Origin of the sequence: Mycobacterium sp. URHB0044, from assembly GCF_000620625.1 — a bacterium.
Classification (GTDB): Bacteria; Actinomycetota; Actinomycetes; order Mycobacteriales; family Mycobacteriaceae; genus Mycobacterium.
Genome location: NZ_JIAW01000010.1, coordinates 223,472 through 245,255 on the forward strand (window position 1 = coordinate 223,472; position 21,784 = coordinate 245,255).

20 protein-coding genes are annotated in these 21,784 nt (G+C 67.2%); 11 read left to right on the forward strand and 9 right to left on the reverse strand.

What is annotated here, in order from left to right:
- The first annotated feature begins 14 nt into the window (after positions 1 to 14).
- From N536_RS0121220 to N536_RS0121240, 5 genes are read left to right on the forward strand one after another with little or no spacing between them, the layout of a single operon-like run.
- On the forward strand, positions 15 to 983 hold the full coding sequence (locus N536_RS0121220) for an enoyl-CoA hydratase/isomerase family protein (protein WP_029115445.1): 969 nt from the start codon (positions 15 to 17) through the stop codon (positions 981 to 983).
- A 23-nt stretch (positions 984 to 1,006) separates the two neighbouring features.
- Positions 1,007 to 2,296: an amidohydrolase family protein gene (locus tag N536_RS39095; RefSeq protein ID WP_197040188.1), complete on the forward strand. Its 1,290-nt coding sequence runs from the start codon at positions 1,007 to 1,009 to the stop codon at positions 2,294 to 2,296.
- Positions 2,297 to 2,324: 28 nt separating this feature from the next.
- Positions 2,325 to 3,077: an SDR family oxidoreductase gene (locus N536_RS0121230; protein ID WP_029115446.1), complete on the forward strand. Its 753-nt coding sequence runs from the start codon at positions 2,325 to 2,327 to the stop codon at positions 3,075 to 3,077.
- A 10-nt stretch (positions 3,078 to 3,087) separates the two neighbouring features.
- Positions 3,088 to 4,287 (forward strand): cytochrome P450, encoded by a 1,200-nt coding sequence (locus tag N536_RS0121235; RefSeq protein ID WP_369798453.1) that lies wholly within the window; start codon positions 3,088 to 3,090, stop codon positions 4,285 to 4,287.
- A 58-nt stretch (positions 4,288 to 4,345) separates the two neighbouring features.
- Entirely contained in the window at positions 4,346 to 4,705 is a 360-nt protein-coding gene (locus tag N536_RS0121240; protein WP_029115448.1) for a limonene-1,2-epoxide hydrolase family protein, read from the forward strand.
- A 14-nt stretch (positions 4,706 to 4,719) separates the two neighbouring features.
- Here the strand turns inward: N536_RS0121240 and N536_RS0121245 are convergent, their stop codons facing one another.
- From N536_RS0121245 to N536_RS0121260, 4 genes are all read right to left on the reverse strand, one after another.
- Positions 4,720 to 4,956, reverse strand: a complete 237-nt coding sequence (locus tag N536_RS0121245) for a DUF6480 family protein (RefSeq protein ID WP_029115449.1) — start codon at positions 4,954 to 4,956, stop codon at positions 4,720 to 4,722.
- Between the two features lie 39 nt (positions 4,957 to 4,995).
- Complete coding sequence (locus tag N536_RS0121250; RefSeq protein WP_051574668.1) at positions 4,996 to 8,001, reverse strand: protein kinase; 3,006 nt, start codon at positions 7,999 to 8,001, stop codon at positions 4,996 to 4,998.
- 109 nt (positions 8,002 to 8,110) lie between these two features.
- The gene (gene aceA / locus N536_RS0121255) at positions 8,111 to 10,408 is read right to left on the reverse strand and encodes an isocitrate lyase ICL2 (RefSeq protein ID WP_029115451.1); all 2,298 of its coding nucleotides are present in this window, start codon (positions 10,406 to 10,408) and stop codon (positions 8,111 to 8,113) included.
- A gap of 90 nt (positions 10,409 to 10,498) precedes the next feature.
- On the reverse strand, positions 10,499 to 11,470 hold the full coding sequence (locus N536_RS0121260) for an NADPH:quinone oxidoreductase family protein (RefSeq protein WP_029115452.1): 972 nt from the start codon (positions 11,468 to 11,470) through the stop codon (positions 10,499 to 10,501).
- Positions 11,471 to 11,673: 203 nt separating this feature from the next.
- Between N536_RS0121260 and N536_RS0121265 the strand changes: the two genes are divergently transcribed.
- On the forward strand, positions 11,674 to 11,994 hold the full coding sequence (locus N536_RS0121265) for a hypothetical protein (protein ID WP_029115453.1): 321 nt from the start codon (positions 11,674 to 11,676) through the stop codon (positions 11,992 to 11,994).
- A 15-nt stretch (positions 11,995 to 12,009) separates the two neighbouring features.
- A complete protein-coding gene (locus N536_RS0121270) occupies positions 12,010 to 12,957 on the forward strand; it encodes an alpha/beta fold hydrolase (protein ID WP_029115454.1) in 948 nt (315 codons plus the stop codon).
- Here N536_RS0121270 and N536_RS0121275 read toward each other — a convergent pair.
- Positions 12,947 to 14,290, reverse strand: coding sequence for a flavin monoamine oxidase family protein (locus tag N536_RS0121275; RefSeq protein ID WP_036437122.1), 1,344 nt, complete (start codon positions 14,288 to 14,290; stop codon positions 12,947 to 12,949). The genes N536_RS0121270 and N536_RS0121275 overlap by 11 nt on opposite strands.
- 90 nt (positions 14,291 to 14,380) lie before the next feature.
- Between N536_RS0121275 and N536_RS0121280 the strand changes: the two genes are divergently transcribed.
- Entirely contained in the window at positions 14,381 to 15,364 is a 984-nt protein-coding gene (locus tag N536_RS0121280) for a TIGR03617 family F420-dependent LLM class oxidoreductase (RefSeq protein ID WP_029115456.1), read from the forward strand.
- Positions 15,365 to 15,408: 44 nt separating this feature from the next.
- Positions 15,409 to 16,899 carry an NAD(P)/FAD-dependent oxidoreductase gene (locus tag N536_RS0121285; protein ID WP_029115457.1) on the forward strand — a complete coding sequence of 497 codons (1,491 nt, stop codon included), beginning with the start codon at positions 15,409 to 15,411 and terminating at the stop codon, positions 16,897 to 16,899.
- Position 16,900: 1 nt separating this feature from the next.
- Here N536_RS0121285 and N536_RS0121290 read toward each other — a convergent pair whose 3' ends face one another.
- Positions 16,901 to 17,647: an AraC family transcriptional regulator gene (locus tag N536_RS0121290; RefSeq protein WP_231514596.1), complete on the reverse strand. Its 747-nt coding sequence runs from the start codon at positions 17,645 to 17,647 to the stop codon at positions 16,901 to 16,903.
- A gap of 44 nt (positions 17,648 to 17,691) precedes the next feature.
- Here N536_RS0121290 and N536_RS0121295 point away from each other — a divergent pair, with 44 nt between their 5' ends.
- Positions 17,692 to 18,066, forward strand: coding sequence for a DUF4345 family protein (locus tag N536_RS0121295; RefSeq protein ID WP_255358469.1), 375 nt, complete (start codon positions 17,692 to 17,694; stop codon positions 18,064 to 18,066).
- 5 nt (positions 18,067 to 18,071) lie between these two features.
- Here the strand turns inward: N536_RS0121295 and N536_RS0121300 are convergent, their stop codons facing one another.
- Complete coding sequence (locus N536_RS0121300) at positions 18,072 to 19,187, reverse strand: hypothetical protein (RefSeq protein ID WP_029115460.1); 1,116 nt, start codon at positions 19,185 to 19,187, stop codon at positions 18,072 to 18,074.
- Entirely contained in the window at positions 19,187 to 20,326 is a 1,140-nt protein-coding gene (locus N536_RS0121305) for a phosphotransferase family protein (RefSeq protein ID WP_029115461.1), read from the reverse strand. Before N536_RS0121305 ends, N536_RS0121300 begins: the two co-directional genes overlap by 1 nt.
- A gap of 41 nt (positions 20,327 to 20,367) precedes the next feature.
- Between N536_RS0121305 and N536_RS0121310 the strand changes: the two genes are divergently transcribed.
- The gene (locus N536_RS0121310; RefSeq protein ID WP_029115462.1) at positions 20,368 to 20,997 is read left to right on the forward strand and encodes a TetR/AcrR family transcriptional regulator; all 630 of its coding nucleotides are present in this window, start codon (positions 20,368 to 20,370) and stop codon (positions 20,995 to 20,997) included.
- A gap of 5 nt (positions 20,998 to 21,002) precedes the next feature.
- Here the strand turns inward: N536_RS0121310 and N536_RS0121315 are convergent, their stop codons facing one another.
- Positions 21,003 to 21,782 (reverse strand): enoyl-CoA hydratase, encoded by a 780-nt coding sequence (locus N536_RS0121315; protein WP_029115463.1) that lies wholly within the window; start codon positions 21,780 to 21,782, stop codon positions 21,003 to 21,005.
- Between the last annotated feature and the right edge of the window lie 2 nt (positions 21,783 to 21,784).

The following is a 21,784-nucleotide window of genomic DNA, read 5'->3' on the forward strand; positions in this document are numbered from 1 at the left end:
GGGAGACGCGGCACATGACGGAGCACAATGGCAGACCCTCGGCCGAGGACATCGTGCTGTACCACAAGGATCCGCGGACCAAGATTGCGACGATCACCCTCGATCGCGCCGACGAGCTCAACGCCATGACCATCGGCGCCCAGCACCGCTACGCCGACCTGATTCACAACGCCAGCATCGACGATGACGTGAAGGTCCTGGTGATCCGGGCCAACGGGCCGAACCTGGGCAGCGGCGCCGACCTCAGCGAACTGCTGGATGCCATGGCCGGTCGCGGCGGCGTCAGCATGAACCGTGCCGTGCGGGTCCCCGACGACGCGGACGTCACCTATCCGCCGGTGGGCTCCTACCGACGCCGGGCATCGACGGTGCAGTTCTACACCGATCCGAGCGCCGGCATGCGCAGCTTGCAGGACTTCAAGAAGATCAGCATCCTGGAAGTGCGTGGGTATTGCTACGGCTGGCACTTCTACCAGGCCGCCGACGCCGACATCGTGATCGCCTCCGACGACTCCCTGTTCGGCCACGCCGCGTGGCGGTACGCGGGATTCGCTGCGCGGCAATGGCAGTGGTGCAACACCATGGGCGCGCGCAAGTTCATGGAGATGGTGTTCACCGGCCGGCCGTTCACCGCCAAGGAGATGTACGACTGCAACTTCATCAACGCGGTGGTGCCGTTCGACGAGCTCGAGGCGATGACCGACAAGTATGCGCTCGCCTGCTCGCGCAGTCGGCCCACCGACACCGTCTTCGCGCAGAAGACCTTCTTCGAGATCTACAAGCAGCACCAGGGTGAGTACATGGGCAGCATCGTCGCCGGCCTGCTCGAATCCACTCTCGATCAACTTCGGCCCGACCCAGGTGCGCGCGGCATGGAGCTGGACGAGGGGACGCTGGACAACCTGACCGACACCGTCAAGGACAACGACGGGCAGTTTCCCCCGGACTGGCGATTGAGCCGGCGGGGCAGGGCCGCAGAGTAATTCGGAGGACGAACATGTTGGTAGTGACGAATGCCAAGGTCTTCGACGGCCGAAGGCTGCTCCCCGGCACACACAGCGTCACGATCGACGGCAACACGATCTTCGCCGTCGACGACGCGGCGCCTGCGTCGCCCGCCGAGACCATCGACGCCGCGGGCATGACGTTGCTGCCCGGCCTGATCAGCAGTCATCTGCACTCGGACTTCTACAAGTTCAACATCGCCGACGGTGACCGGCTCGGCAAGGAACGCCCGCCGGGCGTCCTGATGGCGATCGGCGTACGGACCTGCCGCGTGCTGCTGGAGAGCGGGTTCACCGGCTTCTCGGGCGCCTCGTGTTCCAACGACATCGACGCTCAACTGAAGATGGCCATCGAAGAGGACATCATTCCGGGCCCCCGAATCCGCGCGTGCGGGCACCATCTCGGCACCACCGGCGACATGAACAACGGGGGCCGATGGTGGAAGGCGTACGAAACGCCGGGAACCGACGTCTGCGCCGACGGTCCGGACGACCTGCGCAAGCTCGTCCGCACCGAGATCAACCGCGGCGCCGAAACCATCAAGATCTTCGCCAGCGCCGGCCACGGACAGCCGAATCGGACTACGCGCAACATGTCTCGCCCCGAAATTGCCGCAATCATCAGCGCCGCCCACGAACGTGGTGCGAAGGTCCGCGCGCACGTGGCCGACAAGGCGATGATCATGGAGTGCATCGAACTCGGACTCGACGTCGTCGATCACGGAGACGAGGTCGACGAAGAGGTCATCGCGGCGATGGCGGAAGCCGGAACGTTCTGGGTACCGAGCCTCATCTTCCTCCGGAGCCTGCTCGAACTCGGCTATGCCGCGGACTACGGGGTGACGCAAGCACAGTACGACCACGTGCGGGCCATGTTGCCGCTGGCGCAGGCGGCTGGCGTCCGAATCCTGATCGGTGACGACTACAGCGGCGTGTTCCGCGACGTCATGGAGGACGACCCGCTGGACCATCAGGTCGGAAACTACGGTCGCGAATTCGCCTACTACAGCCAGATCGCAGGTCTCTCGACGGAAGACGTGCTCAGTTGGGGTACGGCGAATGCCGGTCAGCTGCTCATGGATCCGCCAGCCCGGGTCGGGGTGATCGAGCCTGGCGCGCTGGCAGATCTCGTCATCGTCGACGGAGACCCCGTCGAGGACCCGTCGTTGCTGGCTCGACCCGATGAAGCGTTGCGGGTCGTGATTCGCGACGGAGTGTCGGTCATCGACCGGTTGCGCGACGGAGCGGTCGGTAGACCGCATCTCGAGCTCAGCAGCATGCTCACCCGCTAGCTCGATGACAACCCAGAAACGAGGAACAGTGCCGACGGCGCAGTATCAGAAGGTCGTGTTTGTCACCGGCGCAGGCTCGGGCATCGGGCGGGCAGCGGCGGAGACATTCGTGCGGCGGGGCTACGCAGTGGCGCTGGCCGACGTCGATGCGGAGGCCGGCGCCAAGGCCGAGGCGGAGCTAAGCGCCTGGGGGACATGCTCGTTCGTCGAGTGCGACGTCACCATCGACGAAACCGTCGCCGACGCCGTCGCGCAGACGGTGGCGAGGTACGGTCACCTCGACGCCGCGTTCAATTCGGCAGGTATTGACGGCGAGCACGGCAAACCGACGGCCGAAGGCTCGATGGAGAACTGGAATCGGGTGATCGCCGTGGACCTCACCGGCACCTGGTCGTGCATGCGCTACCAGATTCCCGCGATCATCGACGCCGGCGGAGGGTCCATCGTCAACTGCGCTTCGGTGGCGGGCTTGCGGGCCGCACCGACCGTGTCGGCCTACACCGCAGCCAAACACGGCGTCGTCGGTTTGACCAGGGTCGCCGCGCGCGAATACGCGAGCCAGGGTCTGCGGGTCAATGCGATCTGCCCAGGCACCGTGGACACACCGATGTTCCGCAGGTCCATGTCGCAGGAGGTGATCGACAATCTGATCTCTGCGGCGCCCATCGGACGTCTCGCCGAGGCCGGTGAGATCGCCGACATCGCCGTGTGGCTCTGCGATGACGCACCCGGTTTCCTCACCGGCCAGGCGATCGCCGTCGACGGCGGGATGGGGGCGTAATTAGATGCCAATCAGCGCAATTGAGGTCAACGACGTGTACTACGACCCATACGACCTCGACATCAACCGGGATCCCTATCCGACGTTCCGCAGGCTTCGCGAGGAAGCGCCGCTGTACTACAACGAGAAGCACGACTTCTACGCCGTGAGCAGGCACGCAGACGTCGCGAAGGGGTTGTCCGACCGAGACACGTTCAAGTCGAGCCGCGGCAACATCCTCGAGTTGATCAAGTCGGGCATCGAGATGCCGCCCGGGTTGGTCATCTACGAGGACGCGCCGACGCACACCATCCACCGCAAGCTGGTGTCGAAGATGTTCACACCGAAGACCGTGGCCTCGCTGGAACCCAAGATCCGGGCCTTCTCAGCTGCCTGCCTGGATCCCTTGATCGGCGAGAAGCGGTTCGACCTGATCGCCGAGTTCGCCGCACAGATGCCCATGCGCGTCATCGGGATGCTCCTGGGCATCCCGGAGGACGACCAGGAAAAGATCCGCGACCGCAGCGATGCCAATCTGCGGGTGGCACCTGGAAAGGCGATGAAGTTCAAGCAGGACAACATCGTTCGAAGTGGCGTATTCGCCGACTACCTCGACTGGCGGGTGGACCACCCGTCCGACGACATCATGAGCGAGCTGCTGCACACCGAGTTCGTGGACGAGACCGGGACCCAGCGCCGCCTGACGCGCGCCGAGATTCTCGCCTACGTCCAGGTCGTCGCGGGTGCAGGAAACGAAACGACTACCCGGTTGATCGGTTGGACGGCGAAAATCCTTGCCGAACATCCCGACCAGCGCCGCGAACTCGCGGCGGACCGGTCACTGATACCGAACGCCATCGAAGAAATCCTGCGCTACGAGACGCCCGCCCCGCACATCGGACGATACGTCGCGAGCGACGCGGAAATCCATGGCCAGAGCGTGCCGGCTGGTAGTGCAATCCTCTTCGTGGCGGGTGCGGCCAATCGCGACGACCGCGTCTATCCCGACCCGGATCGCTTCGACATCCACCGAAAGGTGGTCTCGCCCCTCACCTTCGGGATGGGGGCGCACTTCTGCCTGGGTGCGGCACTGACACGACTCGAGGGCCGAATCGCACTCGACGAGCTGCTGACGCGATTCCCGGAGTGGGACGTGGACCTCGACGCCGCGAACCTGTCTCCTACGTCGACGGTTCGAGGCTGGGAACAGCTGCCGTTGGTGTTGTCTTGAACGACTGCTTCAATCACGAAGGGCTCCGAATGTACTGCGACAGAGGGGAAACGGGAGAATGACGACCGCCGAGGAGATCGTGCGCGCTGAAATTGCCGCATGGGGGAGAAACGACGTCGAAGAAGTGATGAGTCACTTCGCCGAAGACGCCACCTTCGACATCGGACCAGACTGGCCGAAGCTGGCTGGGCGCGATGCGATCCGCGAGATGATGAAGGTGTTCTTCGCGGGCGGGACGTGCGTCGACCTCGAGGTCAGGTATCTCGCCGTCGACGGGAACGTGGTGTTGATGGAGCGCACGGACCATTGGACCGTGGACGGAAAGCAGATGAGCTGGCCGGTCATGGGGTCATACACCGTGACCGATGGAAAGATCACGGCTTGGCGCGAGTACTTCTACAAGCCCGCGGAAGGCTGAGCTTCTGCCGATCGTCAGAACCAGCCCACGACGAGCAGCACTCCCATCACCACGAACAAGAGGACGAAGAGGGCGATCGCCACGAGGCTGGCGATCGCCGTTGGCGTGAGTCTGCGGGTAGGGGTCGGGTCCGGCGCCGATAGGCCAGAGGTCTGTGCCGACTCCGGGGGAGTCGCCCCGGGCGCGACGCCTCCGCCAGGCTCGAGGCTTGGGGTGTCTTCGGGATCGGGATCCGGCGGTAGTGCGGTCATCTGTGAGCGCATACCCCGTTGCGGCGGTGTCACACGCCGCTAGCTGGATTCCGCAACCGCGTAGGCCACCGCCTCCTCGAAACTCATCGCACAGCCCTCCTGACGGGCGGCCTCGAGTGCCTCCGCGTCGAGCGCTTCCCTCGTGCGCCGCTCACATTGGTCGTGGAAGACCTGAAGGTGCGGCAACACCACCGTGGACGCACCCACGATGCGGCCCAGCCCCTGCGCGGCGGCCATCAAGACGGCGGCGCGCCCGGTGTCGTCCTTCTCCGCGGCGATCCACGCCAGGCCCTCCAGGCTTGCGGCGGCCTGACGCGGATCGTCCACCACCTCGTTCAGGCGGAGCGCGTCCCTCAGCAGTTCTGCGGCGCGGTCGGGTTTGCGGTGCCTCCACCAACCAATTCCCAATGACCACAACGCATATCCGCGGTAGACCGACTCGTCGTGGGACTCGGCGACGGCAAGCGCCTTCTCCTGCCAGAGGAGTGCGCGGCCGATCTCGCCGGAGAATTCGAGGCACCAGCCCAGCAAGATCATCGCCGAAACTCGCAGGCTCGGTTCGTCGATGCAGGACAGTGCAGCCTCGAATCGGTCGCATGCGAGGTCGCTGTCGCCGCTGACCAACGCTACGAACCCCTCGGCGATGGCGACCTTTCCGCGCGCTTCGACGTCGGACATCTGCGCGACGAGGGTCTGCGCCTGCTCGAGCCACGCTACCGCGGCCGGCAGGTCACCCTGGAGTGCGGCAATCGCGACGGCCCCGTACAGCGCGTTGATCCGGTCTGCGGTCGGCTCGGCCGGTGTGGCGGCCAGCGTGCGGTCCAGCCAGTGCCGAATCTCCGTGAAGCGCCCGCGGGCCACTCCGAAGGGGTGGATGGTGCCGACGATCTGAAGAGCGGTCTCCGGCGCGTCGGTGAGGCTGAACTCCAGTGCCTCCCTGATGTTGAGCGCCTCGCGGTCGAGGCGCTGCATCCACTGCACCTGCCGCGGACCGAACCAGTCGGCCGCAGCATCGCGTACGAATCGCCGGAACCAATCGGCGTGTCGCCGATGCAGCTCCAGGAGGCCACCGTCACCCTCGATTCGGCCGCATCCGTAGTCCCGCAGGGTTTCGAGCATCCGGAACCGGGTCGCGCCGCCCGCGTCGATTCGGGAAAGGATGGACTTGTCCACCAGCGCCGACACCAGGTCCAGCAATTCGCCAGGGGCTAGGTCGCCCGTGCAAATGCCTTCTGCCGCTTCGAGATCGAAGCTCCCGGCGAACACGGACAGTTCGGCCCACAGCCGCTGCTCCGCGGGCGTGCACAAGTCGTAGCTCCAACCGACGCTCCAGCTGAGCGTCTGCTGCCGCGTCGGTGCACCGCGGCTGCCTTGCGTCAGCAGGGCATAGCGGTCGTCGAGCCGATCGAGAAGTTGCGTGGTCGAGATGGCTCGCAGCCGGGCGGCTGCCAACTCGATCGCCAACGGCAACCCGTCCAGCCTGGAGCAGATCCGCGCCACCGTCGGTGTGTTGTCGTCGCCGAGCCGGAAGTCGGGCACGGCCGCCGCGGCTCGGTCGGCGAAGAGCGTCACCGCATCGAAGTCGGGCAGCGTGCCAGGCGTCGGCTCGCCAGGCCAGGACGGGAACGCCAGCGGTGCCAGTCGCAGCACCGCCTCCCCGCCGATGCCGAGCGCCTCGCGACTGGTGGCCAGGATCCGCAGTTCCGGGCAGGCGCGAAGCAGTGTCTCGGTCAGCTTGGCCGTCGACTCCACCACCTGCTCGCAATTGTCCAGGATCAGCAGTAACTTCCGCGAGCACAGGAAGTCGACGAGTACGTCGCGCAACGATCGCGTCGACTCATCGCGTATGCCAAGGCTTTCCGCCATGACGTCCACCAGGAGCGACCCGTCGTGCAGCTCACCAAGCTCGACCAGCCATACACCGTCGGGGAAGTCCCGCCGTACTTCGGCCGCGGCGCGCAGCGCCAGTCGGGTCTTGCCAACACCGCCGATTCCGGTCAACGTCACCAGACGCGACGTCGACAGCAGGCCCTTCACCTCGGCCAGCTCGCCGCGGCGACCGACGAAGGTGGTCAGCTCCAGCGGAAGGTTGCCGACGTGGCGGCGGGCGCCGGCAGCCACCACCCGTGGTTCTTCTCGACCTGCCGCGGGATCTGGTGGCAATGCGAGTTCGTCGACGGTATAGCCGTGCCGCAATTGGATGCGTTGAATCTCCTCACCCAGCGCGGCAGCGGACGGCCGATCAGCGGGGTGGGGTGACATCGCCCTCTCGACGACGGTCGAGATGTCGTCGGGGATGCCGGTGTCGCGCAGGTCGGGCGCCGACTCACTGGCGATCCGCAGGAACTGCGTCACCAGCTGCTCGCCGCTGCGACGTTCGAACGCGGCGTGACCGGTGAGGGCGGCGAACAGGGTGGCGCCCAATCCGTAGACGTCGGACGATTCACTCGGCGGATCACCGCTGAGGGATTCCGGCGCGGCGAATGCCGGGGACCCGGTGAACGTGCCGGTCGCCGTCGCGAATCCGCCTGGCATGTGGGCGATTCCGAAGTCGCTCAGCGCGGGCTCGCCGTAGTCGGTGAGCAAGATGTTGGCGGGCTTGACATCTCGGTGCAGGATGCCGACGCGGTGGGCGGTCGCCAACGCGCCCGCCATCTTCACCCCGAGGCGGACGACCTCGTCCAAAGGCAGCGGACCGATCTGGCGGATCCGGTCCTCGAGGGAACCCTTCCGGTGGTATTGCATGACCAGGTACGGATAGCCGCTCTCCGTTTCGCCGACCTGAAGTACGCCCACGATGTTCGGGTGCCCGGTGAGCCGACCCATGGCGCGCTGCTCGCGAAGAAACCGCTCGCGCTTCTCGCCGAGTCGCGCCGTCAGTACCTTCACCGCCACGAGGCGATCCAGCGCGAGCTGCGTGCACCGGTAGACGATGCCGAAGCCGCCACGGCCAACCTCTTCGGCATAGGAGAACCCGGCGGCACTCAGCTCGGAGACGACGGCGGGGCCGACGTCGCGCTGGGTCGTGAGCGGCTCGTCATCCATCATCGGCTCCCTGCGATGTTTCGAGCATAGTCCCGTGGCAAACCCCCGAGACGGCTTTCAACAGCGCCGTTACGCCTACCTGGATGGGCCGTACAGGGCCCGCGTCGCCCTAGTCTTCCTTGCGAATCAGGCGCTGCAGCGCGGTGCGATCGGGTGCGAGCAGTTCGGTGATGCGCGGGTGGTTGACGTCGGCGACGATGATCTCGCCCACCTCCGGGTAGACGTCGGCGAAGATGCCGTGCGACTTCATCTTCTCCGTCTGATAGACGTTGTCCTCGGTCGGCGTCACGTAGTACACCGCGTCGGCGTCGAAGCGGTTGATCAGCCACAGGTGGATCAGGGTCATCAGGCGCTTCTTGCGCAGCTGGTCGGAGAAGGTGTTCTGGTCGCGCACCGTCAGGATGCTGCGGCCGTTGCGGTCCTTGATGGGGTCGACCAGCACGTTGGCCAGCTTTTCCTCGCCGCCGTCCCGTTCGCCGTAGATGCCGAGCTCGAGTACCTCGCCGCCCGCGCGAAGCGGCCGGAACTGGACCCGGAGCTTCTCACCGATCTCGTAGTACTCACCCCAGATCGCGAGCCATTCCTCGAGCAACTTCTTCGGCACCTCGGTCTGGACGAGGTGCTGGTGCTGGGTGGAGCCCTTGCCCATGGCCTTGGTGGTCGCCGTGCGGCCCGAGGCGGCGGCCAGGGCTGCGTCGCTGCGTGGGCCGCCGACGAGGGTCTGCGGCGTGCGGTAGGGCGATTCGACAAGACGCATCTTGCGTTGCAGGCGGGCCAGGGCCAGCATGCCGTCCTGCCGCAGCGCGGTGGCGAACTCCTCGGCCGCGACGCCGTCGATCTGGTGTCCGCCGTAGGTCATGAAGTTGAAGACGAATCCCATCGTGGCGAGTTCCTCGGGGAAGCGCCGCATCTCGTCGTCGCTCATGCCGGTGGTGTCCCAGCTGAACGAGGGGGAGAGGTTGTAGGCCAGCATCTTGTCGGGGAACACGGCGTGGATGGCGTCGGCGAACTGCCGCGCATCCTCGAGATCCGCGGTCTTCGTCTCCATCCAGAGGATGTCGGCAAACGGCGCCGCCGCAAGGGATTTGGCGATCGCATAGGGGATGCCGCCGCGCACCTGGTAGTAGCCTTCGGGCGTCTTCACCCGTTCGCAGTCCCATGGGGCGTCGGCCCCCAGCTCCCTGGCCTTCTCCCGCGCGGCGTAGAGCGACGCCCGCTCGGCGAACTTCCTCCACTCCGCGGCCGTCATGTCACCCGGCTCGCCTTCGCTCTCGCGGAATGCGAGCAGATCGGCGACGGCCTCGCCGTAAGTTTGCAGGCCTGCGTCGGATTCCCATGCTTCGACGAACCGTGACTCGACCTCGTCGTACAGACTGTCGACCGATTGGGCCGCACTGTCGCGCCAGGTGGCGGCCGCCTTGGCGATGAGGTCGGTGATGCCGTGGCGCTCCAGCCATGCCGCCGCGGTGGCGTACTCGCCGTCGGGAAGTGAGTAGAGGAGGTGGCCGTTCAGCTCCGTGACGCCGAGCTCGTAGAACCGCCGCATCATCGCCAGGAAACAGGCCTTGTACGGGGGAATCTTCAGGTTCGTCGCGCCGAGCAGGAATGGCTGATCGCGCTCGTCGGCGCGGCTGTCGATCAGGTTCGCCGCCTCGGCGTCCGTGCGGGCGACGACGATGCCGGGCACCCGCATCACGTCGAGCTGGAGGCGGGCCGCATTGAGGCGTTTGATCTGTTCGTCCGACGGCACCAGCACCTTGCCGCCCTGGTGGCCGCACTTCTTCGTACCGGGGCGCTGATCCTCGATGTGGTAACCCGGCACACCGGCCTCGACGAAGCGGCGAATCAGGTTGCGCACGTGAGGATCTCCGCCGTGGCCGGTATCGGCGTCGGCGATGATGAACGGCCGGAAGTCGGTCGCCGGCGTCGTCGCGCGCTGCTCCTCGGTCATGCGCAGGCGCAGGAACTGCTGATTGCGGTCGGCGGTGAGAAGCGCGCGCACCAATCCCGCGGCCTCGTCCGGCACCTGGCTCAGCGGGTAGCTGGCGAGATCGGGCCCGGGATCCTCGCTGGTGGAACCCTTGGCCGACGTTGCCCAGCCTCCGAGGTAGATCCCCTCGATGCCCATCCGCTTCATGGTCACTGCCTGGCCCGGCGAGTAGGGGCCGAACGTGGTGATGCTCTTCTTCTGCGAGTAGAGCTCGCGCAGGCGATCGTAGAAGGCCGCGGCGGCTTCTCGGGCCACGGTGTAATCGGTCGGAATCGTGCCGCGCTGCTCCGCGACTTGGCGGGCGGTGTAGAGGCGGACGATCCCGTCGAAGCGCGGACTCTCGAAATAGCGGCGCGTGGCGGCAACGTCCCGATCGAATGGTGTGCTCGCCGCTATGTCCGCTTCGCTGATGGCCATCGTTCTACGCTCCTCGTCGAGCCGGGTTCCCCTGATGGTGCGAGTGTATGGCTGCCGTGGTTCGGCTGGCTTCGAATCAGCATCTCGTAGCTACCGCAGCTTGACGACGACCTTGCCCTTGGCCGTGCGGTCCTCGAGCGAGGCGATGGCGTCGCCGGCACGCTCCAGCGGATAGACGACGGGCTCGGGTGCGGTCACCAATCCCGACGCCAACAGCGGCGCCAGTTCAGCCCACTGCTCGGCAAGGTAGCCGGGATGCGTCGCGGCCCAGGCGCCCCACCCAACGCCGACCGCGTCGACGTTGTTGAGCAGCAGCCGGTTGACCTTGACCGTGGGGATGTCGCCGCCGGTGAAGCCGATGACCAGAAGCCGGCCGCCGGGGGCGAGGGAACGCAGCGAGTCGGTGAACCGGTCACCGCCGACGGGGTCGACGACGACGTTCACGCCGCGCCCGCCCGTCAGTTCCTTGACGGTGTCCTTGAACCCTTCGGCGAACACCACGTCGGTGGCGCCGGCCGCCCGCGCCACCGCGACCTTGTCCTCGGTGCTGACGACCGCAATGGTCCGCGAGGCGCCCCACGCCGACGCGAGGCGCAACGTCGAGGTGCCGATGCCGCCTGCCGCGCCGTGCACCAGCACCGTCTCGCCCGGCGCGAGCCTGCCGCGGGTGCGCAACGCGCAGTGCACGGTCAGATCGTTGAACAGCAGCCCGGCACCCGCCTCGAAGGACACCGAGTCGGGCAGCTTGAACACTCGATCCGACGGCACCGCAACGACTTCGGCCATCGCTCCGGTGAGCATCGTCAGCGCCGCAACCCGATCACCCGCGGCCACGTGGGCGTCGGCGGGAGCGCTGCGCACCACTCCGGCGATCTCGGCGCCCGGCACGTATGGCAGCTCGGGTCGGTGTTGGTACAGCCCGCGGGTCTGCAGTGCGTCGGGAAACGCCACCCCGGCCGCGTGGACGTCGATCAGCACCGCGTCGGTGTCGGTCGGCTCGTCGACATCGACCAACTCGGCCGCCGAAGGGCCGTCGAGTCGGGCTATCTGTATGGCGCGCATGGTCACCCTTCGTCTCTGTACCGGGCAGGCCGGACCATTTAACATCGCCCTCGTCGGAGCGTGGAATTCGACCCACCGAGGACAATCTTCAATTGCGCCTGCCCGAGCAAACTGTGAATACCGTAAATAACTGCGCGTAACGATCAGGTCACTGCTAATTTGTCAGCCTCGAAATAAAAGGAAAGAGGCGTGCCATGCGCTCAATGAATTCACGTACCGCGTCGCTGTTGGCGGCGGTCGGTGCAGGCCTGACGGCAGCTGCCCTGATCGGTGCGCCACTGGCACTCGCCGAAGAGCCCATTGCCTGTGCACCCGACCAAATCGTGCTCGACGGCAATTGCGTCCCGGCTCCAGTAGAGCCCGCCATCGCGAACCCGAATATGGACTTCGCCCCGAATGCGGGCGGCGATCCATTCTCCGGAGTCGAGCCGGGATCGGGCGTCGATCTTGGTCACGGCGGCGTCGACGTGGCGACCGGCGGCGTCGACATCGGCGGCGGCGGCGTCGATCTGGCGACGCCCTAGCTGCTCGCAGCGCCAGTGAGTCGGCTACGGCGCTATGCGCCGGCGGACGCGCTGCCTCGCGGCCGCGTCGTCGACGTCCGTTCCGCGGACGGCACCACGTTGCACACCGAGGTCTTCGGTCCCGAAGACGGCTACCCGATCGTGCTGGCGCACGGCATCACCTGCGCCATCCGGGTGTGGGCGAACCAGATCGCCGACCTGGCCGCCGACCACAGGGTCATCGCCTACGACCACCGCGGCCACGGGCGCAGCGGCGTCCCGCGGGCGCGCGGCAATTACGGGCTCGACTTCCTGGCCGCCGACCTCGACGCCGTGCTCGATGCCACCCTTGCCGGCAGCGAGCGCGCCGTGATCGCGGGGCATTCGATGGGCGGCATCGCGATCACGTCGTGGGCGCACCGGTACCCGCGGCGAGTGACGCAGTGTGCGGACGCCGTCGCACTGATCAACACCACGACCGGCGACCTGCTGCGCGACGTCAAGGTGCTGCCCGTACCGGGCCCGCTGTCGGCCAGCCGGGTTCGGGCAGGCGGCTTGCTGCTCAAGCAGTTCGGTGCCGCGCCACTGATACCCGGATCCCTGCAGCAGAGCCGGCGGTTCATCGCCGCACTGGCGGTGGGACGCGACGCCGACCCGGCAATCGTGGACTTCGTCTTCGAACTGTTCGCCGCGACGCCGCCCGCCGGCCGTGGCGGCTGGGCCCGCGCGCTGGTCGACTCGCTCGGGCCACGGCACATCGGGCTGACCAACCTCGTCGTGCCGACGCTCGTCATCGGCAGTCGCAAGGACCGCCTGCTGCCCATCGGCGCGTCACGCCGAATCGCCGCGGACGCACCGAATCTCGCAGCGTTCGTCGAACTGTCCGGCGGGCACTGCGCCATCCTGGAACGCCCGGACGAGGTCAATCAGCAGCTGCGTGCGCTCGTCGCATCGGCGCGCCAGGAGCGGCGCATCAGTTCCTAACCGCCAGGTGCGCGTCCACCTCGGCGGCTGCGCGCTGGCCCGACCGCACGGCCCCGTCGAGAAAGCCCGTCCACCGGTCGGCCGTCTCGGTGCCGGCCCAGAACACGCCGTCGACCGGTTCCCGCAGCCACCGCCCGTAGGCCGTCCACGAGCCGGGCGGCACCGCGGCCGTCGGGCCACCTGGTGCGAAAGTCTCTGTACCCCAACAGTGATCGACGTAGTCGATGGGTTCCAGGGCGTTGTCGCCGTACAGCGCGGCGAAGCAGCTCAACGCCCGTTCCCGCCGCTCGTCGAGGGGGAGTGCGTCGAACGTCCGTGAATCCGTGAACCCCAGCAGGATCCCCGGCCCGTCGTCGCCGGGGCTGACGTCGAACGTGATGAACACCGGACCGTCGTCGGACAGCGACTCGCCCGAGCAACCCCCGGTACGCCAGAACGGCGTGTCGTAGGCGGCGTAGGCCTTGCTGAGGCTGCCCTGCGGCCAGTGCGCCGCCAAGTCCGAATAGCCCTCCGGCAGTGCGGGTTCGAAGGTGATCGCGGCGCGGTGCGCGGGCGGGATCGCCACCACCACGGCCCTCGCCGTCGTCGCTCCTGCCGTCGAGTGCACCACGATGTCACCGCCGGCGGTGCGCTTGATGCGTTCCACCACCGCCCCGATCCTCACCCGGTCGCCGAGTTCGTCGGCCATCCGCAGCGCGATCTGCTGGGTGCCTTCCGGGAAGCGGTCCTGTTGGGCGCCGCCCTGGACGTCGAGCATGGGCCCGATGCCGCCTGCCGCCTTGACGTAGCGCACTGCGTGCAGCAGCGATACCTCGTCGGGTTCGCAGCCCCACGTCACCCGGGACATGATCGCCATCAGGTCGCGCGTTGACGCGCCGGCGTGCACGGAACGCAGCCACGAGTCCAGCGATCGGCGGTCCATTCGGTGCGCCGACGGCTCCGCCCACGTATCCGTCAGCGGGATCAGGCGCGTCAGCCGTTCGAAGCGCCACTGGATGCGCGACACGTCGACCAATTCGATGATGGACAGTCTCGGAACGGTGCTGCGGTACGAGCGGACGCGTCCGCGCCAGCGGATCAGGTTGTGGCCCTTGGAGTAGGTAGGCACGGTGTCGCAGCCCAGTTCCGCGGCGAGTTTGAGCACCTCGTCCTGGGTGGGCCCGACGAAGGTGCCGCCGAGATCAACGGGCGCACCTGCGATCGTCGTCGTGAACGAGCGACCACCCACCCGGTCGCGCCCCTCGAGCACCACCACGTCGTGACCCAGCTGGGTCAGCCGCCTCGCCGTCGACAATCCTGCGAAACCCGCACCCACCACCACGACGTCGGCCACCCCTCCATTCTTGCGACTTCGGCGCGCTCCCGTTCGGCTACTCGCGGTTTTCGCGCCCAAGTCGCACTAGGGTCACTCCGCGTGAAGGTGATGACGGCGTTGTTCGGCCCGACGGATGCAATCGAGCGGGCGCGCGCGTTGCGCGACGCGGGAGCCAGCGGGGTGTTCACCTTCGAGGGCCCGCACGACGTGTTCGCGCCGCTGACGCTCGCCTCGACGGTCGGTGGTCTGGACCTGATGACCAACGTAGCGATCGCGTTCCCGCGCAACCCGATTCATCTGGCTCACCAGGCCATCGACCACCAGATCCTCGCGCAGGGCCGGTTCACCCTCGGGCTGGGGACGCAGATCCGCACCCAGATCGAGAAGCGGTTCGGCGCCGACTTCGACCACCCGGTGGCCCGAATGGTGGAGCTGATCGGCGCGTTGCGGGCCATCTTCGAGGCGTGGACCACCGGCGAACGGCTCACCTTTCAGGGCGAGTACTACCGGCACACGCTGATGACTCCCAACTTCACGCCGCGGGGCAACGACTACGGCCCGCCGCCGATCTACGTCGGGGCACTCGGGCCGCGGCTGACCAGGGCCACCGCGGAGGTCGCCGACGGCCTGCTCGTCATGCCGTTCGGCTCAAAGCGCTTCCTGCACGAGGTGACGATGAAGGCCGTCGCCGAGGGCCTCTCCGCAGCGGGCCGCGACGCCGGTGAGGTTGCCATCGTCCCCGAGATCATCGTGTCGGTGCTTTCCGATAAGGACCCGGATCATGCCGCCACCCGGCAGCTGCTGGCGTTCTACGGGTCGACGCCCGCGTACCGTCCGGTGCTCGAGGTCCACGGCTGGGGTGACCTGCAGCCCGAGCTCAACGCGTTGTCCAAGCAGGGCCGCTGGCAGGAGATGGGGGCGCTCATCGACGACGACGTGCTGCACACCATCGCCGCGTGTGGGACGCCCGCGCAGGTGGCCGCCCACATCCGCGACCGGGTCGACGGCATCGCCGACGAGGTGTGCATCTACCAGCCAGGACCCATCGCGGTGGACGGGTTGGCCCAGATCGTCGACGCGCTGCGCACCTGAGGTCCTATCGTGGTGGTACGACCCGGGACCAAAGGAGGTTCTCCATGGATGCGAGCCAGGCCGAAGTCGAGGAATCCGACGTCATCATCATCGGCGCGGGCATTTCCGGTCTCGGCGCGGCCTACCGCATCCACGAGAAGAATCCCGCGTTGAGCTACACCATCTTGGAGCGCCGGGCGCGCATCGGCGGTACCTGGGACCTGTTCCGCTACCCCGGCATCCGCAGCGACAGCGACATCTTCACCCTGAGCTACTCCTTCGAGCCCTGGACGCGGCCGGAGAACATGGCCGACGGCGCGGACATCCGTGCCTACCTCACCGACACCGCGCGCAAGCACGGCCTCGATGAGCACATCCGGTTCGACACGCACGTGAAGTCGGCGGACTGGGACTCGACCACCGACACCTGGACGGTGCAGGCCGAGCGGGACGGTGTGCCCAAGACCTACCGCGGCCGGTTCGTGTTCTTCGGTACCGGCTACTACGACTACGACGCGCCCTATACGCCGGAGTTTCCCGGGCTGGATGACTTCGCCGGGGAGGTCGTGCATCCGCAGTTCTGGCCGGAGTCGCTGGACTACTCCGGCAAGAAGATGGTGGTCATCGGCAGCGGCGCGACGGCCATCAGCATGATCCCGTCCCTGACCCGGAAGGCGGCGCGCGTGACGATGCTGCAGCGCTCGCCGACCTACATGATGTCGATGACGCGGATCAGTCCGTGGCTGAACTTCATCCGAAAACTGGTGCCGTCGAACGTATCCCATGCGATCGCGCGGACGTACTTCAAGATCGTCACGGTGGGAAGTTATGCGTTCGCCCGCAAGGCGCCGAACGCCTTCAAGAAGCTGGCCAGAGCGACGGCACTGCGGCACCTGCCCGAGGGCTACGACGTGGACACCCATTTCAAACCGCGCTACAACCCATGGGACCAACGCTTGTGCGTGATCCTCGGCGGCGACTTCTACGAAGAGATCAAGGACGGCCGCCTCGAAGTGGTCACAGACCAGATCGATCACGTCGACGCCACGGGCATCGTGCTGAAGTCGGGGGGACGCATCGACGCCGACGTGATCGTCACCGCGACGGGTCTGCAGCTTCAGGCACTCGGTGGCATCTCGATCAGCCTCGACGGCGCCGAGATCAAGCCGACCGACCGGTTCGTCTACAAGGAGTATCTGCTCGAGGACGTCCCGAACATGGCGTGGTGCATCGGCTACACCAACGCGTCGTGGACGTTGCGCGCCGACATGACCGCGAAGGCGGTGGCAAAGCTGTTGGACTACATGGGCTCTCACGGGTACACCCACGCGTACCCGCATCTCGGTGACGTGCCGATGAAGGAGAAGCCGGCGTTCGACCTGCAAGCCGGTTACGTGCAGCGGGCTCCGCACGCGCTGCCGAAGTCCGGAACGCGACGGCCGTGGAAGGTCCGGCACAACTACGTGCTCGACCTGATCGACCACCGGTTCGACCGCATCGAGGAGTCGATGGTGTTCGGCCGCGTCGAGGCCAAGCAGCCCGCGCAGTCGGCCTGAGTCACTGCGTCCGCACCACCACACCCGTTCCGAGCAATTGGGTCGCCGACAGCCCGAACGTCGCCTTGAAGCGGTCGGCGAGGTGCGACGGGCTGGCGAAACCGGAATCGACTGCGGCCGTGGTCAAGTTCTTGCCCGCGGAGATCGCCGTCCCCGCTGCGATCAGGCGAATCCAGAGCCGGTAACGACGCAGACTGGTCCCGACTTCGTCGCGGAACAGGTGCAGGAATCGCGACTCGGACAAACCCGCTTCCGCGGCCAGTTCCCGCGACGACGACGTCGTGGCCGGATCCGCGCGAATCCTGCTGGCGGCGACCGCAATTCGGGGGTCGATGACGCGCTGCGCCGTCGGCGCGGCCAAATCGAGCCAGGAGCGGGCGCTTTCGTCGTCATGCGGTACGGACATCAGCTCCGCTTCGTCCGCATGGTGGAGGCCAATGTCGTCGGTCCACTCGTCGAACCCACGCCGGCAGGATTGCGCCCGATCCGACGTGGGCTCCAGATAGCAGGAGACCAACCGGCCACCGTGACAGATCAGCTGATGGGTCAGCCGCGGCGGGATGAGGACGCTGTGCGCGTCGCGAGAAACGCCGTTGGCCACCACCGTGAGGGGTCGGTCGACGCCGACGGCCAAGCACCACACCGAACCCGAATGCGGCGCCAGGTCGAGACTCGGCCCGGCGTAGAGCGCCTGGCCGGGCCACAGCCACACCGACGGGTAGCAGGTTTGTGGAAGCGGTGACGTCATCTCGAGGACCATGCTGGCCTTCCTACGTTGGACAGGAGGCTACCGTGGCCAGTGCGGTCGACACAGCGGTGATCGTCGTCATCGGCGTGTTCTTTCTCGGCATGGGCGGCTATGCACTGGCCGCACCCGGTGCGCTGGTGCGGCCGTTCGGCATTACGCTCGGGCAATCCACGTCGCGGTCGGAGGTGCGCGCCGTCTACGGCGGCTTCGGCCTCGCGATGGCGGCGGTGCTCGCGTACGCGGCCGTTGACGCCGCCAACCGGACCGGAATCGTGCTCACCGTTGCCGCGGCGCTGGCCGGGATGGCGTCCGGCCGCCTCGTTGCCGCTGTGGTCGACAGCCGGACGCCGTTGTACCCCAACTGGTTCTACTTCGGCGTCGAGGCCGTCGCCGCCGGTGCGTTGCTGACTGCGGCGTGACTTGCCTACGGTGCGACGGTCAGCCAGTCGGCGAAGCCTGACGGGTCGTGCCTGCCCAGCGCGCCGTGCTCGAAGAGACCCCAGCCCTCGACCGGGGTGCCGCCGGCCTCCGTGCACACTGCCCGACCGACGTGGTCGATCACGCCGAAACCGGCCCGGCCGACGATCGCCGGGTCGGTCATGTCGTAGGTCAGCCGCTCGGTGAAGTTCTCGCCCTTCCACACTCCGTGGAGCCAGTCCGAGTCGCCGCCGTAGCCGCCGCCGACGTGAATCGGTACGGGCAGCTTGGATTCGACCTCGAAGTGCACGGGTGAGCCGTCGAGCGCGGTGGCGTCGATGCTCGCGCCGGTCGGGATCCTGGTGCCGGAGCGGTAGTGGATCTTCACCCGCGGCCAGCCCAACTGTTCGACCCGGCCGTCCTTCCAGATCCGCGTGCAGTCGTTCAGCGAGCGGAAGCCGCTGGGGTCTTCCTGGATGATGATCACGGTCGAGAAGTCGTCGAACGCCATCGGCACGTAGAGCCACCACATGCCCTCGAACGGCGGATCCGCTGGCCGCCCAGCGGGTTCGGCCTCACCGATCGGCCGGATGCCCCAGGACCGGTCGCGCGACCCGATCCACACCGACGGGTCGACGGTGAGCTCCTCACCATCGACGACGATGCGCCCGCTCCACGACCCCAGCTGTGCGAACCGCTGCGCGTTCAGTGTCACCCGGTTGCCCGCGCGCATGATGTGCGGCTGTTCCTGCACGACGTCGAACAGTCCGTTCCACGTCAGGTCGGCAGCGATGCCGTCGGTTTCGTCGAGCACTATCCGCAGCCGGTGCAACGGCTCGTCGACCTCGACGCGGTAGCCAAGGACGTGCTGGTTGAGCCGGTCCTGATCGATCGCGTCGGACAGATGCACCGCGGTCTGGACGTCACCCCGCCTGATCAAGAAGAACGCGTCCTTCACCCCGAGGTTGGGGTAGTACCCGATGCCGGTGATGACGAAGACGTCGCCCGTGCGGTCGTGGGCGTTGAAGTAGGACCGGTCGTAGAAGTTGCGATCCGACGACCCCGGCCAGGCGATCGGTTGCGGAACCTGGTGTACCGGAAACTCATCCATCGGTCCGAGCATTAGGGTGCCTCCTCGATCAGCCGCTTCAGCAGCGACGCGTGATAGAACATCGACTCCACGTCCTCGGGCTTCTCGATCTCACCGAACCGCACCCGGCGGGCTCCGGTGCGCATGAAGACGCAGCACCAGATCACGCCGGAGTAGACGTAGAACCAGCGCAGGTCGCCCAGTTCGGCACCGGTCAGCCCCGCGTAGGTGGCGCGGACGTCCTCCTCGCGCATGACGTCGGGCAACCCCGGCAGGCCAGCCAGCCCGGCGAGTTCCTGGAACACCATGTGCGCGAAGATGATCCACGCGACGTCGAGCTCGCGCGGACCGACGGTCGCCATCTCCCAGTCCAGCACCGCGACCGGTCGGAAGTCTTCGTAGAGCACGTTGCCGATGCGCGAGTCGCCCCAGATGAGCACAGAGGGGGAGGCGGCGACGTCGGATGGGAAGTTGTCCTCCAGCCACGCCAGTGCGCCCTCGACCAGTGGCGAGCGGCCGATGTCGGGAACCGCGAACTCGTACCAGTCCTTGAGCCAGTTGAAGTGCCTGCGCAGCGCGGTGTCGCCGGGCGGGTCCACCTCGGCAAGGAAGCCGAATGTCTTCTCGACGTCGGGAATGGCGTGCAGCTTCGCCAGCACCTCCACGGTGGCGTCCTGCAGTTCCCTGCGGCGCTCGGCCGGTGCGTCGGCGAACCAGTTGCCCCCGAACGTGTAGGGCATGACGTCGGGCGGCACCTTGCCATCGACGTGGTCCATCAGGAAGAAGGGCGTGCCCAGCACCTGACCGTCGGCGTCGAGCCAACGCACCCGGGGGACCGGCACGTCGGTCAGCTCGCCGACCAACCGGATCACGTCGAATTGATGATCGAGGCGATAGGTCGGGAACACCGGGACGTCCTGCGCGGTGGGTGCCACCCGGGCCACCCACTTCTGCTCGACGGTTTGGCCGTCTTCCTCCCAGCGACCTGTGAGGATGATGGTCTCAGACGACATTCCGTTGGACTCGACGCCGCTTTCGATCGTCACGTCCGGGCGTACGCCGCCGGGCATGACGGTCGACAACCATTGCGACAGCACGGAGGGGAGGGCGCTGACGTCACGCGAGGAATGCTGCAGGCGGCTGACGTCTTCGACAGCCGGTTCGGTAGCCACAGGGAAGCCCTTCCAGCAATTACGATACGGTGAGTAGCGTTATGAAAGCAGACCGGCCCACGGTTGACAAGACCGCGCGCACGCAAGGAGCACAAAGCGCTGCTGCCGCAGGCCGCCCACGCGACCCTCGCATCGACGCTGCCATACTCGGCGCGGCGGCGGATCTGCTCGCCGAAATCGGCTATGCGAATCTGACGATGGCGGCCGTCGCGGAACGGGCGGGCACCACCAAGACCGCGCTGTACCGCCGGTGGTCGAGCAAGGCGGAACTCGTCCACGAAGCGGCGTTCCCCACTGCCCCGACCGCCCTGGCAACGCCCGAGGGAGACATCACCGGCGACGTCCGGGCGATGATCGCGGCCGCGCGTGACGTCTTCACCAGCCCGGTGGTGCGGGCAGCGCTGCCGGGGCTGATCGCCGACATGGCCGCCGACGCCGACCTGAGTGCGCGGGTGATGGGCCGCTTCACAGGGCTGTTCGACGTGGTGCGGGTGCGGCTGATGCATGCCGTGGAGCGGGGCGAGGTGCACGCCGACGTCGACCCCGACCGGCTCATCGAAATCATCGGCGGGGCAACGCTGTTGCGCCTACTGCTGCAGCCCGGCGACGAACTCGACGAGACGTGGGTGGACCAGACCACCGCGATCGTCATCCACGGCGTCCGGGCCTGAATCGGCTAGATTCTCTCGATCTGGCCCTTGTTGCGCTGCGACACGGCGGCGAACTGCTCGCCAAGACCCGCCAGGTCGTGCTCCTGCGCCCCGGCGATGGCACGCTCAGCCGCCAGGGCCGGGCCGATCACCGCGGAGGCTCCCGTGACGTAGATGTCCTTGAGCCCCAGCATCGTTGGCTTGGGCACCTCGGCGATCTGGGCGGCCAGCTCCACCGCCCGCTCCACCAACCGGGCGTGCGGGACCACCTCGGTCACCAGACCGATGCGCTCGGCGCGCGCGGCGTCGACGACCTCGCCCGTCATCGACATCCGCCGCGCCACCGCTGCACCCACCACCTGGGGAAGTCGCGCGGTCATGCCGCCGCCGGGCAGGATCCCCACGCGCGCATGGGTATCGGCGAACACCGCCCGCTCGGAGGCGATCAGGAAGTCGCAGCCAAGGGCGAGCTCCAATCCGCCGGTGAAGGTGGCGCCGTTGATCGCCCCGATCGTCGGCGTGCGCATCTCGGCGACGGCGGTGATGCAGCTGTTCGACTTGAACTCGCTGAAGTACTTCAACCCGTCGCGGGCAGCCTCCTTCAGGTCGACGCCCGCACAGAACGCCGGATCGGCACCCGTGAGGACGACGGCGCGCACCGACTCGTCGGCGTCGGCGGACTTCAGCGCCGCGTACAGCGATCTGATCAGCTCGCGGTTCAACGCATTTCGGGATGCGGGACGGTTCATCGTCAGCACCCGAACCGCACCGACGTCGGTGCGGGCCACCAGTGCGTCGTCGGTCATGG